Origin of the sequence: Flavobacterium sp. ENC (assembly GCF_020991415.1) — a bacterium.
In the GTDB taxonomy this organism is placed as follows: Bacteria; Bacteroidota; Bacteroidia; order Flavobacteriales; family Flavobacteriaceae; genus Flavobacterium.
In genome coordinates, this window is record NZ_JAJMOY010000009.1 from 37,637 (window position 1) to 55,159 (window position 17,523).

Below are 17,523 nucleotides of genomic sequence, written 5' to 3' on the forward strand. Positions count from 1 at the left end.
AAGGATCACACTAGAAACTCCGCACAAATAATCGTAAATCCTTGTCGAATTATGAGTGTGATTTCTTTTCCGTCGAAATGACAAAAATGCGATAAAACAACAAAAAAACCAGTGCCAATCTGTTTAAACCTGTAAACCCGTGGGCAAAAATCTAAAATCTTCTTACTCCGTAATAAAACAGGATGCCGGCAAATTGGCTTTATTAAACAAATCCGATTGTGTTGTATTGCCCCAGGCAAAACGAGCTTTTACCGGAACCGTAACTTTTTTACTTGTCAAAATCACCTGATTGTTTTTAATCGAAGCTTCTGCGGTGTAAAAGATTCCATCGGCTCCGGCCAATTCGAATTGATTTGAGATTTTATTTTTGAAATACAATCCGTCAGCGTAATCCAACGAAACTATTCCTTTGTTTTTCTCCACCTTAAAAGTTTTGTAAAGCGGTCCGTTTACCAAATTAGAATTGGTTTTATAAGTAGCGGCCAAAGCCAGATTTGCCAGACGAATTCCGACATCTTTTTTATTCTTTGGATGAATATCGATCGTATCCGAAATATCGCTTATGACCACCATTCCGGTATTCGAAACTTCTTTCAGTAGTTTTCTTTGGGAATCTCTCACTATAACATTTGAGAAATTATTGCTGCCTGTTTTATAAGGCGCGATCTGTACGTAATAAAAAGGAAAGTCATCCTGCCAGGCTTTTCTCCACGAAGTAATCAAAGCCGAAAGTGTCTTGTCATAAACGGCAGAACCCACATTCGATTCGCCCTGATACCAGAGTGTTCCGGCAATTTTAAATCCGGCGAAAGGGTAAATCATGGCGTTGTAGGCACGGCCGGGCTGCCTTGGTCCGTATTCCTGCTCGTTCAGTTTTTTGGCATTTTCCAATAAAAGAGGATCATTATTCACCACTTCTTCCGGCATCCAGATTTCAGCGGGAGTTCCGCCCCAATTCGAGGAAATTAAACCGATCGGAACATTTTTTAAATCTTCCCTTAAACGCTTCGCAAAAAAGTAGCCGACAGCGCTGAAATTTTTCATGGTTTCCAGAGTCGATTCGGTCCAGTTCCCCAATAGGTTATTTTGTGGAGTGGTCGCGGTTAATTTCGGAACGGTAAAAAACCGGATATTCGGATTCGTGGCATTTTTTGCTTCTTCCTCGCCATTATCAATTCCCCAGCTGACCGACATTTCCATATTCGATTGTCCGGAACAAACCCAGACTTCACCGATTAAAATATTCTTCAAAACCACTTCATTGTAGCCTTTTATCGAAATGGTGAAGGGTCCGCCGGCCTCGGGCGTTTTTATTTTCAGTTCCCATTGTGCCTGATTGTTCGCCACCACTTTATATTCCTGATGGTTCCAGCTGCTAACTAATCTGATTTCTTCTTTAGGATTGGCCCAGCCCCAAATTTTAACTTCGGAATTGCGCTGTAAAACCATATTATCACCAAAAATATTCGGAAGGGAAACGTTTGCCATCATAGTAGTGGAAATCAACAGAAAGAAAGCAAACTTAAATATATTATTTTTCATTTAGCAATTTTTTTAAAACCGGAGCATAGGCATCTGCCATCACTTTTTGGTCTGCAACATCGGGATGCCCTAAACAGCCTTTTGGAGTCATAGGCTTAAATTTGAAAATAACAATCGGCTTATGCGTTTTATCCTCTTTAAAAGCATCTTTAATTTTGTTCAGGCAATCTTCAAACAGAATTCCCTTTTCACCGCCAACCATAGGACTGTTGGTAATGACTATTTGTGCTTTTGGATTGTGCTTATAGAGCATTTTTATAAAATCAATATAGTTCGAAATATATTTCCCGGCGTTAAAAGGCAGGCGTTCTTTTTTTCCGTCTCCTCCCGAAAAGTCATTGGTTCCTAAAGCAATACTGATAATATCCGGCTGAAAAGCAAAATCATATTTAGGTTTGGAAGGATCTTTTATTAAGTACAAATTCCCGTATAAGTCAGGCATAATACCTTCTTCTTTATTTTCATCATTCCAGTTTCTGTACATTCCGATTCCGGAAACAGAACTCATAAGATAGGCTGCACCAATTGCTCTGGAGAGAACCGGCCCGTAAGCATAATACCCATTATGATGATCGAAATATTCCCCTTTATCACAAGGGACATCCGAATCGTCACTGGCCGCGCCACACGTTATGGAATCTCCAATAAATTCAATTTTCTTTTTCTTTTTTGACGCAATAGGAGCCAGTTTGGCCGTGGTTCCGGCAAATAAAACATTTCCGCTTTGGGCTTCCGTATTTTTATAAATGGTAAGATTATGCACTTTTTTATTCGAAGTAATTTGTATCGGAAAAGATTGTGCAGCACCTTTTTCAATTCTTAATTTCCCCATATACTTGCCGTCCAAAACCAGCGCCACATAATTATGATGTTCGTAGGCATCCACACTTTGCAGGGAAACCGAACAGGTATTACCGGTAAAATTGAAAGATACCGAAGAAGCGGTTCCAATAAGAATGACGTTATTGTCCTGAAGTTTATCGACCCGGCCTTCGTAAAGAAAGGTGTTACTTTTATTTTGTGAAGTCGAAACAACCCCAATCAGCAAAAACAAAATGAAAAGCGGTATTTTTTTGAGAAACATAATTTATCTGTTAAAATATAAATGAGATTCACAAAGATACCGGAACTAAAGCGATCAAAAAGATACTAAAACGTCAAAAAGCAATAAAAAAACACCATATCCGTTTCTTATTGTTTATTTACGGCTTCCACAGATAACGGCTTTGATTTTACAAAGCAACAGTCTACCTTTAGCAATTAAACCTGTCTTCTTATGAAATTCCCTCTTTATATCGTATTTGGCTTTTCAATTTTATTTCTTTCTTTTTGTGAAAAAGAAAATAAAACCGTCCATCCGGTCCTTTCAAAAAAAGAAAAAAGTCAAATTGCTGACCGGGATTCTATAATTGATTACGCCAAAAAATACCTTGGGACTCCGTATCTGTATGCCGGAAATGATCCTCAAAAAGGATTCGACTGTTCCGGATTTGTGAGTTATGTTTTTAAGAATTTTGATGTCAGCTTACCCAGAAGTTCCAATAGTTATAAAAACCTCGGAGTAGCACTGGCTCCTGAAGATTTTAAGGTGGGGGATATTTTGGTTTTTTACGGTTATAAAGACAGGACAGTTGTCGGGCACCTTGGCATTATCTGCGAAGCCGACGGCATGCACTCCAAATTCATACATGCCTCTTCCGGAAAAGTGAATAGCGTAACGATTACGGCATTAGATACCGAACACTATACCAAACGTTTTTATAAATGTATTGATGTTTTATCGAAATAGAGAAGTCTTTCTTGCCTGTGTAACTTATTCTTCGGTCAGTAATTTGATCAGGCTTTCGTCTCTGCTGTACACATCGTTATAGAAATTCAATTTTCCTTCCCGGTCTACCCAGGCCGTAAAATAACCGATATAAACGGGCACTTTCTTTTTTAGCGTATACCAGCTTTCTTTACCGGCATGCATGGCCTTATCAATTCGTGCGGGCGTCCATTTCGGATCATTCTTTAATAGTTCAATCGCTAATTCCCTCGGTTTTGCCACACGCACACAGCCATGACTAAAAGCCCTGTTTTCTCTTTCAAACAAACTTTTCGCAGGTGTATCATGCAGGTAGATGTTATTTGAATTTGGAAATAAAAACTTTACCAGACCAAGTGAATTATTTATGCCCGGTGCTTGTCGAACGGCACCATTGTTCCATTCCAAATGTTTTTCGGCCAGATAATTTTTGTTTTTAGCCATACCGGGTTTGATCTCCTTATTGATAATACTTTGAGGCACGTTCCAATACGGGCTGAAAACAATATTATTCATCATACCGCTGAAAATAACCGTTTTGGTCATGGCTTTTCCAACCACAACGGCTGAAACAAAACTGATTTCATGATTGCGAATCAGATACAGTCTAAACTCAGGAATGTTGACTTCGATATATTCCTTTCCTTTTTCCAGTTCGGGGTCAATCCATCGGCAGCGCTCCATGTTTACTATAATGGTTTTGATCCTGTCGGCAACCGGAACATTCAGTTCTTCAATATGTTCTTTTAAAATGACATTCTTAGGCGTTTTTCCGTGATGGATTTCATAATCTTTCATTGCCGCAATTAAAGTCGAATCGCAAACAGCACTTTTGTTGTTTTCTTTTAGTTCGCCCGTTACCGCAAGCCTTTCTCTGATCTGCGCTATTGCAACTGCGGAATCACCTGTTTTAAAATTTTTAAAATCTTCGCCGACGTCAATTGTTTTCCAGCCTCCTTTTTTCTCAATTTCGCGATATTTTTTAAGCACATCACGGAGTTTGTAATACTGACTGAACATTTTACTCTTATTATCATCATTGATCGTGGCATGTTCGAAAATAGAATCTGAAAAAACCTGATAATTTACTTTTTTACGGGGTAAAAGCCATTGCAAAGAGGTTGATGTTTTTTCGTCTACACCGCTAAATACTTTTTCAGCATAATAGAAATATAAGTTTGTAATCATCAGATCGGTATCTATCTTAGATAATTTATTGTCTGAAATACGTTCAAAAATGGGAGTGATTTTTTCATTATACGGAAAATTGGCTTTCAGTCCTTCTTCTTCCAGGCCTTTATATTTATTGAATAAAGTACTTCCAAATTCAACGATTCCTTTATTATCCAGCCAAAGCTGAGTAGCACCTTTTTTCTTATAAAGGGCTAAAACATCTCCCTGAAATTTAACTAATTTCGGATACGTCTGGTAAAATTTAGAAATATCGGTGCTGTCAATGGGAATTTTAAGTTCGGGAACTACCTGCTCAGCAGTATTTTTTGGGTTGTCTTCCTTGTCACTGGATTTAGAATTACAGGAAATAACCGTAAAAAACAGCATCAATGCGGCAAGCGGATACAAAATTTTCATATTCATATTTTTACTAAAAATAAACAAGTTTTTACAAAAACATCCTTTTTGCAAAAAAATAAATCCCTGCTTAAAACAATATTATCGACAAAAAAAACTCCGGATACATTACATATCCGGAGTTTTCCCCTTTATAATCTCAACCTTTTATTTTAGATCACCGTTCCTTTTAAAGTAAGGACTTTCGGTGTTGTTTCTGCGCTTGTAGTTACTGTAACGGTTTTAGTAAATCCGCCTTTATTAGCTGCATTGTAAGTGGCAGTCACCTTAGCCGATTTACCAGGTAAAATTGGCTCTTTGGTATAATCTGTTGCTGTGCAGCCACATGATCCCTGAACACTCGTAATGACAACCGATGTTTTTCCGGTATTTTTAAATTCATACACAATTGCTTTTGGAGTTCCTTGTGGAATCTGACCAACATCAATTGTTTCTGCTTTCCACACAATTGTAGTCGCTGTAGTTTCTGTTTTTACAGTAGAAACTAATGTTTTTACCGGTGCAATTGCTGAAAAGGACATTAATCCTAAGGCTAAAGCCAACATTGAAATTTTAATAATTTTCATCGTTTTTTATTTAAATGGTTAATGGTTACATTTTATATTTCAAAGGTACTTTGTAAGAATCCAATGTCATGTTAAGCGGTTTCAAATGTTTGTTAATGACCTGTTAATGGGTGTTTTTAATTTAAATTTTGATTAATATTACACCTGTAAATCCTATTTCTCTTGAAAATAAATAAACTCAACAGCATTATTCTTCTGGGACTTGTAGCTATTATCAGCATACTGGTCGCACAATTACTGTGGACCAAAGAGGCATTTAACCTGGAACAAAAAAAACTGAGCCAGAAAGCGCATATTGCTTTACTGGAAGTAGCGCGAAAACTATATGAAGGAACGAATCATGAATTGCCGGCTGTAAATCCGGTTCAGAAAATTGCCAATGATTATTATATCGTGAATGTCGAAAATGATTTTGAGCCTGATATTTTAGAATTTTATTTAAAATCAGAATTCAAAAAGATGAATATCACGACTGATTTTGAATACGCGATGTACAATTGTCAGAGTGATGAAATGATCTATGGCAATTATATTTCACTATCCCAGAAGGGAAAATCAAAACAAACGGTTTACTTCCCGAAGCATAAAAATCTGGTGTATTATTTCGCCGTTCGTTTTCCCAATGAAACGACTTATTTATTCAGTTCAATGCGTTTTTGGTTTATACTTTCCACCGTGCTGATTCTTATTTTACTGATTTATGTGTATTCGATTTTTACGCTTTTGCAGCAAAAAAGATATTCCGAACTGCAACGTGATTTCATTAATAATATGACACATGAATTTAAAACACCTTTGTCTTCTATTTTAATTGCTTCCCAATATTTAATTGAACAGACTGCCATAAAAGAAGACAAAAAACTTCATACTTACACGGACATCATTATCAATCAGAGCCATAAACTGAACAACCACATTGAGAAAATCCTGAACGTGGCCAAATCAGATCATACTTCACTGGAATTAAAAACAGAACCGGTTTTAATTGTTCCCATTATCGAAGAAACGATTACCAATATTCAGCTGAAATATCCGGAAGCCCATATTGTAATTGAAACAAATTCCCCTGATTATACCGTACAAACAGACGTTTTTCATTTTACCAATTTAGTGTATAATTTACTGGACAACGCCGTAAAATACTGCAATGAAAAACCGGAAATACTGATTCGCATTTCCAAAGAAAATCAGGCTTTGAAACTAGAATTCACCGATAACGGAATTGGGATTTCTCCTAAAAATATCACTTCTATTTTTGACAAATTCTATCGCATTCAGAATGAAAAGAGTAACGAAGTAAATGGTTTCGGCCTTGGGTTGTATTATGTAAAAGAAATTTGTAACTTACAGTATTGGAAAATAAACGCCGCCAATAATTCAGAAAAAGGTATTACCATAACGCTGACAATTCCATATAAGAAATGAAACATTTTAAAATTTTATACGCCGAAGATGATGAAACATTAGCGTTTCTGACCAAAGATAATTTAGAACAAAACAACTATAATGTCACGCATTGTTCTAACGGAAAATTAAGTTTAGAAGCTTTCAAGGAGGAAGTTTTTGATATTTGTATTCTGGATATCATGATGCCAAAAATGGACGGTTTTGAAGTCGCAGCCGAAATCAGGAAAATTGATGTTGATGTTCCCATTATTTTCCTCTCGGCAAAAACTTTAAAAGAAGACCGCATAAAAGGCCTGCGTTTAGGGGCCGATGATTACCTCGTCAAGCCTTTCAGTATTGAAGAATTATTGCTGAAAATCGAAATTTTCCTGAAACGTTCACAGAAAAACGGGATCAAAAAATCCGTTTATGAAATTGGAAAATATCACTTTGATACCGAAAATTTCATCCTTTTTAATGAAACGGAAAAAATTAGCCTGACCCAACGTGAATCGGATCTTTTGAAGCTGTTTGTGGACAACAAGAACCTGGTTTTAAAAAGACAGCAAATCCTTACTTCGCTATGGGGTGACGATGATTATTTTATGGGACGCAGCCTGGATGTCTTTATTTCCCGCCTTCGAAAGATCCTGGTGAATGAAAAAGGAATTTCGATTGAAAACTTACACGGAATCGGTTTTCGATTTACAATGTAATTTTTACACTTAAAACTATATAATTTTGTATTTTTAGTATCAAACAAACTTACAGGATATGAAACTGCATCATTTGCGTAACGCGACTTTGGTTATTGAAACCGAAAAGCACGTGATTTTAATCGATCCCATGCTGGGCAAAAGAAAAACTATTGCGCCATTTACGCTATTCCGTTACAAGCCCAAAAGAAACCCGCTTACCGCACTGCCCAAAAACAGCAGGGATATCCTGAGTAAGGTAACACATTGCCTCATCACGCATTTGCATCAGGACCATATTGACAGGGCCGGCGAGGTTTTCCTTAAAAGAAAATCGATTCCGGTAATCTGCAGCATCAAAGATGAAAAAGCACTGTTACAAAGAGGCTTAACCGTCATTCAGTCGCTGGATTACTGGCAGCCTCAGTATTTTCTGGATGGCAAAATTACGGGAATACCAGCCGTTCACGGTTATGGATTTATAGCAAAACTCATGGGAAACGTTATGGGTTTTTATATTGAGCTTCAGAATGAAAAATCAGTTTATATTAGTTCCGATACCATTTTTACGGAGCATGTTCAAAAAGTACTGACCGAGCTGAAACCTGATATTGCAACAGTTGCCTGCGGTACGGCACGATTAGATATTGGTCAGCCCTTATTAATGAGAATGGATGATATTCTGAAATTTGCCGTCCTTGCTCCTGGGAAAGTTTTCGCCAATCATCTGGAGGCCTTAAACCACTGCCCAACCACGAGGGAGGAGCTGAAACAGGCTTTGATACAAAATAATCTGATGTCAAAAACCGTGGTTCCGAATGACGGGGAATGCGTGGAGTATTGATTATTTTTATTTTAGAAAATAAATTTATTATTCCATTACAATTTCCGTTTTAATATTATATTTGATTTTATAATCAAAGCCAAATTCATGGATAATTTCTTAAGAAAAATAAACTTAATCAAAGATATTACGATACAATTACCCATTACAAAAACGGAATTTATACAAAAATTTCGAAATCACGTAGACGAATCTGATTTGGGTTATGTACCTTTTGAAGTTTTTCAATCCAGTACAAATGAGTACAAAGGCAACATTCAAAACAATACTTTTGAATTAAAAAAGAGAAAAAAAATCTTCGACACAAATTATTCTTTTGCAAAAGTAATTGGAGAAATAATCCAGCAAAATAATGAATTAACCATAAATGTTGAAATTGTTGGTTTCAGAAAAAGAATACTACTATTTGGAGTTATGATTCTTTTATTCTATCTCCTTTTTTTTGTGGGGGCTATTTCAAATGATGATGCTTTTCCTTTCTTTATTCTTCCTTTTTTAATGATTCATATGTCAGTAATGCTGGTGATTCCTTATTTTGTAATAAGACGTAGTGTTAACAGAATGGCTTATGATTTAGAAAGAGATTTTCATTACTGGGTAACTAAAAGATAGCATAATTTATTTTAAAAATCTACAAAACCAACAACCCAAATTCCCGTAAAGTATTTACCGGTTTAGAATACCAAAACAATTCAAAATCTTCAAACTGCGCTTCAAAGTCTGCTTTTACTTCCTGGAAAGTATAATGTTTGCTATTCGAAACCGTGATCTTTTTCAGGATTTCTACCAGCCAGTCCCCTTCATTTTTATTGGTCTGAATGGTAAAACTTTCTTTTTTATCGTGAAAAGTCAGCGTCATCATTTCCCAGGTTTGTCCTTTTTTAGATTTTGTAAAATGTTCCAGAGAAGGCTTCCCTCCTAACCATACTACTTTTGCATTTGGTTTTGTATTGAAATCATTTCCTTCTTCGAGTGCATTAAAAATAAAATCAGGGTCAATTTTTGTTTTCGGAATTTTAAAATCGAACCAGTCCTGCAATTCGTAATCAAAACAGATTCCGTGCATGAAATTGAAAAGCGATTTCTTTAAGCCAAAACTGAATTTATCATGATTGATACCGGTTGCATCTTTATAGTCAATATCGTTATTCGCAAAAGTTCCAATGGCTTCCGTTGCTTTTGTAACGCCAAATTTCTCCGGATACAAGCCAACCGGACTATGTGCTGTCATGGCAAACTGATGCCAGAATCCCGATTGTAAAATTCCCGCTTCAAACAACTGACGCACCATTTCGAGGCTGTCAACCGTTTCCTGAATGGTCTGTGTCGGATATCCATACATCAGATAGGCATGCACCATAATGCCCGCTTCGGTAAAATTGCGGGTTACTTTTGCTACCTGTTCTACGGTTACGCCTTTGTCGATTAATTTCAATAATCGGTCGGAAGCCACTTCCAGGCCACCGGAGACCGCAATACAGCCTGAGGCTTTGAGCAACAGACATAAATCGGCAGAGAAGCTTTTTTCGAAACGAATGTTCGTCCACCAGGTAACCGCTAATTTTCGGCGTAAAATTTCCAGAGCCAAAGCACGCATCAGTGCCGGAGGGGCCGCTTCATCTACAAAATGAAAACCATTCTGACCTGTTTGCTGCATCAGGTCTTCCATTCGGTCACACAGCAAATTAGCCGCAACAGGCTCGTATACTTTTATATAATCTAAAGAAATATCACAAAAAGTACATTTTCCCCAATAACAGCCGTGCGCCATGGTGAGTTTGTTCCAGCGTCCGTCACTCCACATTCGGTGCATCGGATTTACGATTTCGATTACCGAAATGTATTTATCCAAAGGCAAATCAGAATAATCGGGCGTTCCAACGTAGGCTTGTTTGTAATCGTGTTTTAACGAATTGTTTTTGTAAACCACTTTCCCGTCTTCCAGCAAAAAAGTTCTTTTATAAGAATTGGAATTTGGGTTTTCTAAATTGAATATTAACTCTTCAATAGGCACCTCGCCATCATCCAGCGTAATAAAATCGAAAAACTCAAAAACACGTGCATCCGAAAGAGAACGCAATTCGGTGTTTGGGAAACCTCCGCCCATCGAAATTTTAATTTCGGGATGGTTTTGTTTTACCCATTGCGCACATCGAAAAGCGCTGTATAAATTCCCGGGAAAGGGAACTGAAATCAAAAACAAAGTAGGCTGAACGGCTTCGATTTTAGCTTTCAGTAACGAAATTAAAATTGCATCGATATAGGTCGGCTTTTGTTGTAAAGCTTCGTACAATTCATCAAACGAATTGGCACTTCGGCCCAAACGTTCGGCGTAGCGGCTGAAACCAAAATTTTCATCGACACATTCCACAATAAAATCCGAAATATCTTCGAGGTATAAAGTGGCTAAATGTTTCGCTTTGTCCTGAGTTCCCATCGTTCCGAAAGCCCAGTCGAGTTCTTCCAATTGTGCAAACCGTGAAGCTTCCGGCAGAAAATCTTCCTGACAGATCTGCAAAGCCAAAGTTGGATTTTTCCCCTGCAAAAATTGAATAACGGCATCAATCGTTTTGATGTATTCGTCCTGTAAAGCAAAAATGCGCTTCGAATTATCCGAGATTTCATCCCTCGACTCCGCTCGGGAGGACACGTTTTCAAAAAGATTTCCGGAATACAGAAACAAATCAACTAAACCTTTCTTCGAAAACAGTTCCAAAATCACATCGATACCCAAATCTGCCTGGACTGCTGCTACGTTTTTGGTATTCAGAAACCCTTTGATATAAGCGGTTGCCGGATACGGAGTATTCAGTTGAGTAAAGGGCGGTGTGATTACAAAAAGTTTTGTTTTCAAAGGGAATTATTTTCTGCAAAAATACGGGATATTTATAATCTTTTTCAGGAAAAGATTCAGGAGGATCTGTTTGTATTTTGAAACCGGAACTTTTAGACTTATTTAGTAGATATTTAATTACATTTGCGACGCTATAAATCTTACTTATGAAGCGAATTTTACTTTTTTTATTACTGCTGATTTTTATGCCTGTCCGGGCACTAAACAAAAATCAATCTGTAGGTTTTAAAGAAAACAAAGGTCAGATTACAGACCAGAAAGGCAGGCCCAACAATGCCGTGAAATATTTATTAAACACAGGAGGCTTGAATGTTCAGTTACGCAAAAACGGTTTTTCTTATGACATTTATGAAGTAAAAAAGACTCCGGTTGTACGCTCCAATGCCTCAAAAACAGTTTCTTCCGGAGTACCGGACAAAGATAGAACAGAACAGCCTGATTATACTTTAGAATACCTGTTTCATCGAATAGATATTGACTTTGTAAACTCAAATTCCAAAGTGGAATTGCTTACAGATCACAAATCAACGGATTTTGACAATTATTATAATGTCCCAAACAAACCTGAGGGAATTATCGGCGTACATCAATACAAACAGCTCACATACAAGAATATTTATCCGAATATCGATGTAGTTTTTACGATTCCGAATGATCCTGAAAAAGTCGTTGAATACAATTTTGTTATTCATCCAAAAGGAAAGATCTCTGATATTCAATTAAAATTTAAGGGTGCTGAAACTGATTTAGCAGATAACAAAATCCGTATGAATGTTCGCTTTGGAAAAATGGAAGAAACACTTCCGGCGAGCTGGATTGAAGATGGGACTGGTAAAAAGGAGATTTCCATTGCATACAGAAAGATTAAAAAAGACGTTTACGGTTTTACCGGTTCAGAACCGGTTTCTGATAAAACGGTGATTATTGATCCTGTGCCGACAAGGCTTTGGGGAACTTTTTATGGGGATGAAGAGGATTATGGCTCAAATGAATTTGGCGGAATTGCAACTGACTTATCAGGTAATAATTATCTGGTTGGTTTTACTTCAGTGCCTAACTCTTCCTATGCAACTTCGGGCGCACATCAGACAACAATTGGAAACCCTAATAAAATAGCTCCTGACGGAATACTTGTGAAATTTTCGCCTGATGGCCGCAAACTATGGGCAACCTATTACGGTGGAGAAGAATACGACAGAATAAATGCAGTAAAAACAGATAACCAAAACAATGTCATTATTGTCGGCAAAACAAATAGTAAAACCAATATCAGCACAGCCGGTTCATACAGTTCTTCTTTTGGTGGTTATGATGATGGTTTTTTAGTGAAATTTAATTCCTCCGGCATGCGACTCTGGGGTACGTATTACGGAGGAAAAGATAACGATGAATCTTTTGATGTTGATATTGATAAAAATAACAACATTTTTATGGTTGGGAGATTTTCAATCAATCATTCAGAAAACATTTTTGACACCCCAATTGGCGACGGCTTTATAGCCAAATTCAACCCTAATGGAAATATCCTTTGGAATAAATTATACGGCGGTAAAGGTACGGATGAATTCAGATCGATTAAAGTTGGAGAAAATTTCATTGTAGCTGGCGGTCTTTCCTATAGTTCAGATAACATTTCTACTCCGGGAGTTTTTCAGGAAAATCTCAATTACATCTATAATCTCTCCAACGATGGCATAGTTTTTAAATTAAATTTAGATGGAGATCGAATATGGAGTACCTATTACGGAGGGGAATCTGGGGAAAAAATTCATGCAGTAGAAATTGATGATGAGAATAATATCTATATAGGTGGGGAAACTACCAGTTCTAATACTATTGCTTCACCCAACTCCTTTGATGATTATAATTTATATTCCTGGACAGGTTTTCTTGCAAAACTGGATCAGAACGGGCAAAGATTATGGGGTACTTTTTTAGGTCTTGATACAATAATCTACTCCCTTGTTTTTACAAACAATTCAATATATGTTGGCGGTAATGGAGGAATTGATAATTCAATAACAACTATATGTGCCTATAAACGAACTGGCATGGCTGGTGGATATATGGGAAAATTTTCTAAATCGGGAAATTTAATATGGGGAAGCTACGCCGGAGGATTTGACCAATACTCTCAGACAGAAATAGCGGTTAACAACAATGAGATAATAGTCGGCGGGACGTCATCAATGAATGATGGAATAACGGATGCAAATTCATATCAGCCTGAAATTTTAGGCCGTAAGAATTTTTATTTAATGAAATTTTCTGAGGAAAATAATTGTAACATTAATGCGAACCCTGGCAGTAATTCACCAGTTTGCATTGGAGGTACATTAAATTTTACTGCGGATTCGGGATATAATTATTTATGGACAGGACCTAATAATTTTACAAGCACTTTACAAAATCCAACTATTACAAATGTATCTGGTATAAATAATGGTGACTATCATTTAAAAGCAAGTGACTATTGTGGATGTGAGAAAAACTATGACCTAAAAGTTGTTATTGGAGATATTGAAGCACCCGTCCCGGATTTAGTAATTCTTCCAACCATAACCGGAGATTGTACTACCACAATAACTACATTTCCAACAGCAACCGATGCGTGCGCAGGAGCAATTACAGGAACAACGACAGATCCTTTATCCTACAATTTGCCCGGAACGTATACTATTGTGTGGAATTATGATGACGGAAATGGAAATAAATCTTCTCAAAATCAAACGATTACCATTAGCAGTCAGCCTTTACCAGCGGTAACTTCACCACAAACCTTCTGTATTCAGGAAAATGCAACTATAAACAATATCAGTGTTACAAACGGCCAAAATATCAAATGGTATGATGCAGCAACAGCCGGAACACTTTTACCCAATACAAGTGTACTTCAAAATGATAAAACATATTATGCCTCGCAAACCATAAATGGCTGTGAAAGCGAAAGAGCAGCAGTTACCATAAAAATTCAGGACACTCCCGTGCCCACTGGAGATACAAATCAGCCTTTTTGTACAGGTCAGGATCCAACTTTAAATAGTATCACTGTTAACGGAGAAGACAAAAAATGGTATGATTCGCTGACCAATGGAAACAACTTACCGGACAATACCAGTCTGCAAAACGGAAAAACATATTACGTTTCCCAAACGATAAATTTATGCGAAAGCAAAAGATTAGCCGTTACGATTTCCGTGCAAAACACACCTTCTGTACCTTCAGGAGATTTAAATCCGAAGTTTTGTAAAAGCGAAAATGCTACTTTAAACAGTATTGGTCTTAACGGTCAGAATATAAAATGGTACGATTCTACCGTTGCAGCAGGTACCTTGTCAAACACCACTTTATTAGAAAACAATAAAACGTATTATGCTTCACAAACTGTGGGATGTGAAAGTGAAAGAGTTCCGGTATTGGTAAAAATCGATGACACGCCACTCCCAACCGGCAATAATGATCAGCAATTTTGTATTGACGAAAAAGCAACTATTGCCAATCTGAACTTTACAGGAACAGCTCGTAAATGGTACGATGCCCCAGCAAATGGTAATATTTTGCCCGAAACAACCCTGTTACAAAACGGTATCTATTATGCAACACAAAGACTCAACAATTGCGAAAGTGAACGATTTGCGGTTTCTGTTAAAATACAAGACACTCAAAGTCCAATGATTGATTCTCCGCAAATATTCTGTATCCAGCAAAACAGTTCCATAGAAAAAATTAAGATTAATGGCGAACGTATAAAATGGTATGATCAGGCTATAGGAGGAATGATTTTAACTGAATCAACACCGCTCGAAAACGGAGTTACGTATTATGCTTCCCAAACCGTCAATGAATGCGAAAGTGAAAGAACTCCGGTAACGATAAAAATCCTTGGAGCGACAACTGCCGATTGTATCAATTATGTCGATGAACTTCCCTTTCCGAAATTCTTTACGCCGAATAATGATGGCCACAACGACACCTGGACGATTGATTTTGCTTATTTAGCTCCCCGTACAGGAATCAGGATATTTGATCGTTACGGAAAATTCATCAAAGAACTCACCACTGATACTTCATGGGACGGAACTTACATAGGCCGGGACGAGCCTGCCTCGGATTATTGGTTCGTAGTGACCCGTTTAAACGGTGCCGAATTTAGAGGCCATTTTAGCCTGAAACGTTAAAACAGAAAAGGTTGCCCGAATTTAATTTGGACAACCTTTTTTAATTATTATTTCAGACTTAAAACTTATGCTCCTTTTTACTAATAAGCAGTAAAGAAAACAAAGAAATGCAGGCCGCTATAGTCAGATAGAAGCCAACATAGGTTAAACTATAAGTACTGGCCAGCCAAATGGCAATCATTGGAGCAAAGGCTGCACCAAGGATTCCTGCCAGATTAAACGTTAATGAAGCTCCGGAATAACGAACATTGGTAGGGAACAATTCGGATAAGAAAGTTCCTAAAGGTCCGTAAGTGAATCCCATCAACGACATTCCTAAACAGACAAAGAAAGTTACCATAAATATACTTCCTGAATTTAAAAAATGAGAGAAGAAAAAACCAAAAACAGCAATAGCAATAGTAGTTATAATTAATATTTTGCGACGTCCAATTTTATCTGCAACAACTGCTGAAACAGGAATAAAAGCAGCAAAAAACAACACTGAAAACATCTGAATCAAAAGGAAATCCCTTTTGGCATACCCCAGATCCGAAGTGGCCCAGCTCAGGGTAAAAACCGTCATCAGGTAAAACACCAGAAAGGTGGTAATCGCTGCAAATGTTCCAAAAATCAATTGGTTTTTATACGACTTGACCAACGTAAGAAAAGGAACTTTTACCTCTTCGTGTTCGTTTTTTGAATTTTCAAAAGACGGTGTTTCCGTAATTTTAGTCCTAATATAAAATCCGACTACCACCAGAAGAGAACTGGCAATAAACGGAATTCTCCAGCCATAATTCATGAAATCCTCACTCGTCATGGAATCCGTTAACAACAGGAAGGTACCTCCCGAAAGCAATAAGCCGATGGGTGCTCCCAATTGTGGAAACATCCCGTACCAGGCCCTTTTATGCGGAGGTGCATTTTCAATCGCGAGCAAAACAGCGCCTCCCCACTCACCTCCTAAACCAACACCCTGACCAAATCGGCACAACATCAATAGTAAAGGAGCTGCTACGCCAATACTGGCATAACCGGGTAAAAATCCAATCGTTACAGTTGAAATTCCCATCGTTAACAAAGCCGCAACCAGCGTAAACTTACGTCCGATTTTATCGCCGTAATGCCCGAAAAATGCAGAACCCAAAGGGCGCGACAAAAAGGCTATCGAAAAAGTCGCCAGTGATTCCAAAGTAGCCATGGTTTTATCGGAACCCGGAAAAAACAATTGCGGAAAGACCAATACCGCAGCATTGGCATAAATATAAAAGTCAAAAAATTCGATGGTGGTACCAATCAAACTGCCAAAAAGAACATGTCGAAGCGAGTTCTTCTGATTAGGGGTATTTTTCATTTGGTTTTGATATAGATTTTTTTTTAAGAAAATAGAGTATAAAAATGAATCTATTTTTCGAAAGTAACAAACATTTATCTGTTAAAATAAAAGATCGTTGTGAAAAATTCAAAGCAAAATAGTACGCATTCCAAATGCAATGGAAAAATAAAAAGGATGCCGTACTGACATCCTTTCTCGTATTACTTATTCCTTTTATCCGCTGATTTTCCTTTTTTAGATCCGGTTTTTTTCGATTTTTTATTCATTTTTTTGTGCAATCGCTTTTCGGTTTCTTCCATAAGATAATCGTATTCATTGCTTAACGTTTCAAGTCTTGCTTCTTTTAGCGCTTTCAATGCCTTTTTAAAATCTTTCCGGCTTTCTAAAAGCATCACTTTTTTAAGAAGAATCTCCACTTTGTTAATGCCTTTAATCGTCAAAGCAAAATCGATAAGCCTTGTCGCTTCCGCATAATCTTCATTCAGGATTAAAGTATTGATGTAATACGAATATACTTCTATAGCATTGATATTAATCGAAATGGCCTGCTGAAAATATTCCTTGGCTTCTTCATATTTCAATAGCTGATCGGCCTGAACACGGCCATAAAGGCATAATGCCATTGTATTTTTGTCGTCATAAGACAAAGCGTAATCCAGTGATTCTATGGTTTCGACCAACGAATACGGATAATTGTCCAAGGCTTCAAAAATGTATTTATCTACTGTTTTCATAATTTTTTA

13 protein-coding genes are annotated in these 17,523 nt (G+C 37.3%); 6 read left to right on the top strand and 7 right to left on the bottom strand.

Annotation, left to right across the window (positions count from 1 at the left end; translation table 11 throughout):
- Positions 1-162 precede the first annotated feature (162 nt).
- Together LPB89_RS18750 and LPB89_RS18755 are read right to left on the bottom strand one after the other, a co-directional pair.
- Positions 163-1,542 (bottom strand): sialate O-acetylesterase, encoded by a 1,380-nt coding sequence (locus LPB89_RS18750; RefSeq protein ID WP_230703199.1) that lies wholly within the window; start codon positions 1,540-1,542, stop codon positions 163-165.
- Complete coding sequence (locus LPB89_RS18755) at positions 1,532-2,626, bottom strand: SGNH/GDSL hydrolase family protein (RefSeq protein WP_230703200.1); 1,095 nt, start codon at positions 2,624-2,626, stop codon at positions 1,532-1,534. Before LPB89_RS18755 ends, LPB89_RS18750 begins: the two co-directional genes overlap by 11 nt.
- A gap of 192 nt (positions 2,627-2,818) precedes the next feature.
- Here LPB89_RS18755 and LPB89_RS18760 point away from each other — a divergent pair, with 192 nt between their 5' ends.
- A complete protein-coding gene (locus LPB89_RS18760; protein WP_230703201.1) occupies positions 2,819-3,331 on the top strand; it encodes a C40 family peptidase in 513 nt (170 codons plus the stop codon).
- 24 nt (positions 3,332-3,355) lie between these two features.
- Here LPB89_RS18760 and LPB89_RS18765 read toward each other — a convergent pair whose 3' ends face one another.
- Together LPB89_RS18765 and LPB89_RS18770 are read right to left on the bottom strand one after the other, a co-directional pair.
- Positions 3,356-4,939 (bottom strand): murein L,D-transpeptidase, encoded by a 1,584-nt coding sequence (locus LPB89_RS18765; protein ID WP_230703202.1) that lies wholly within the window; start codon positions 4,937-4,939, stop codon positions 3,356-3,358.
- A gap of 152 nt (positions 4,940-5,091) precedes the next feature.
- The gene (locus LPB89_RS18770; RefSeq protein WP_230703203.1) at positions 5,092-5,505 is read right to left on the bottom strand and encodes a DUF1573 domain-containing protein; all 414 of its coding nucleotides are present in this window, start codon (positions 5,503-5,505) and stop codon (positions 5,092-5,094) included.
- A 162-nt stretch (positions 5,506-5,667) separates the two neighbouring features.
- On the opposite strand from LPB89_RS18770, the gene LPB89_RS18775 reads away from it, so the two are divergent.
- The 4 genes from LPB89_RS18775 (at position 5,668) to LPB89_RS18790 (ending at position 9,042) form a co-directional block, all read left to right on the top strand.
- A complete protein-coding gene (locus LPB89_RS18775) occupies positions 5,668-6,930 on the top strand; it encodes a sensor histidine kinase KdpD (protein WP_230703204.1) in 1,263 nt (420 codons plus the stop codon).
- A complete protein-coding gene (locus LPB89_RS18780) occupies positions 6,927-7,607 on the top strand; it encodes a response regulator transcription factor (RefSeq protein ID WP_230703205.1) in 681 nt (226 codons plus the stop codon). Before LPB89_RS18775 ends, LPB89_RS18780 begins: the two co-directional genes overlap by 4 nt.
- 58 nt (positions 7,608-7,665) lie before the next feature.
- A complete protein-coding gene (locus LPB89_RS18785; protein WP_230703206.1) occupies positions 7,666-8,430 on the top strand; it encodes an MBL fold metallo-hydrolase in 765 nt (254 codons plus the stop codon).
- 87 nt (positions 8,431-8,517) lie between these two features.
- Entirely contained in the window at positions 8,518-9,042 is a 525-nt protein-coding gene (locus LPB89_RS18790) for a hypothetical protein (protein ID WP_230703207.1), read from the top strand.
- 19 nt (positions 9,043-9,061) lie between these two features.
- On the opposite strand, the gene LPB89_RS18795 is transcribed toward LPB89_RS18790, so the two are convergent.
- Positions 9,062-11,284: a radical SAM protein gene (locus LPB89_RS18795; protein ID WP_230703208.1), complete on the bottom strand. Its 2,223-nt coding sequence runs from the start codon at positions 11,282-11,284 to the stop codon at positions 9,062-9,064.
- Between the two features lie 146 nt (positions 11,285-11,430).
- Here LPB89_RS18795 and LPB89_RS18800 point away from each other — a divergent pair, with 146 nt between their 5' ends.
- Entirely contained in the window at positions 11,431-15,462 is a 4,032-nt protein-coding gene (locus LPB89_RS18800; protein WP_230703209.1) for a T9SS type B sorting domain-containing protein, read from the top strand.
- 58 nt (positions 15,463-15,520) lie between these two features.
- Here the strand turns inward: LPB89_RS18800 and LPB89_RS18805 are convergent, their stop codons facing one another.
- Positions 15,521-16,798 (bottom strand): MFS transporter, encoded by a 1,278-nt coding sequence (locus LPB89_RS18805; RefSeq protein ID WP_230703210.1) that lies wholly within the window; start codon positions 16,796-16,798, stop codon positions 15,521-15,523.
- 182 nt (positions 16,799-16,980) lie between these two features.
- A complete protein-coding gene (locus LPB89_RS18810) occupies positions 16,981-17,514 on the bottom strand; it encodes a hypothetical protein (RefSeq protein WP_230703211.1) in 534 nt (177 codons plus the stop codon).
- Positions 17,515-17,523 lie beyond the last annotated feature (9 nt).

Coding starts and splice junctions, on each gene's coding strand:
- LPB89_RS18790 (WP_230703207.1), top strand. CDS start 8,518: ATGGATAATTTCTTAAGAAAAATAAACTTAATCAAAGATATTACGATA.
- LPB89_RS18755 (WP_230703200.1), bottom strand. CDS start 2,626: ATGTTTCTCAAAAAAATACCGCTTTTCATTTTGTTTTTGCTGATTGGG.
- LPB89_RS18810 (WP_230703211.1), bottom strand. CDS start 17,514: ATGAAAACAGTAGATAAATACATTTTTGAAGCCTTGGACAATTATCCG.
- LPB89_RS18760 (WP_230703201.1), top strand. CDS start 2,819: ATGAAATTCCCTCTTTATATCGTATTTGGCTTTTCAATTTTATTTCTT.
- LPB89_RS18770 (WP_230703203.1), bottom strand. CDS start 5,505: ATGAAAATTATTAAAATTTCAATGTTGGCTTTAGCCTTAGGATTAATG.
- LPB89_RS18785 (WP_230703206.1), top strand. CDS start 7,666: ATGAAACTGCATCATTTGCGTAACGCGACTTTGGTTATTGAAACCGAA.
- LPB89_RS18780 (WP_230703205.1), top strand. CDS start 6,927: ATGAAACATTTTAAAATTTTATACGCCGAAGATGATGAAACATTAGCG.
- LPB89_RS18750 (WP_230703199.1), bottom strand. CDS start 1,542: ATGAAAAATAATATATTTAAGTTTGCTTTCTTTCTGTTGATTTCCACT.
- LPB89_RS18805 (WP_230703210.1), bottom strand. CDS start 16,798: ATGAAAAATACCCCTAATCAGAAGAACTCGCTTCGACATGTTCTTTTT.
- LPB89_RS18800 (WP_230703209.1), top strand. CDS start 11,431: ATGAAGCGAATTTTACTTTTTTTATTACTGCTGATTTTTATGCCTGTC.
- LPB89_RS18765 (WP_230703202.1), bottom strand. CDS start 4,939: ATGAAAATTTTGTATCCGCTTGCCGCATTGATGCTGTTTTTTACGGTT.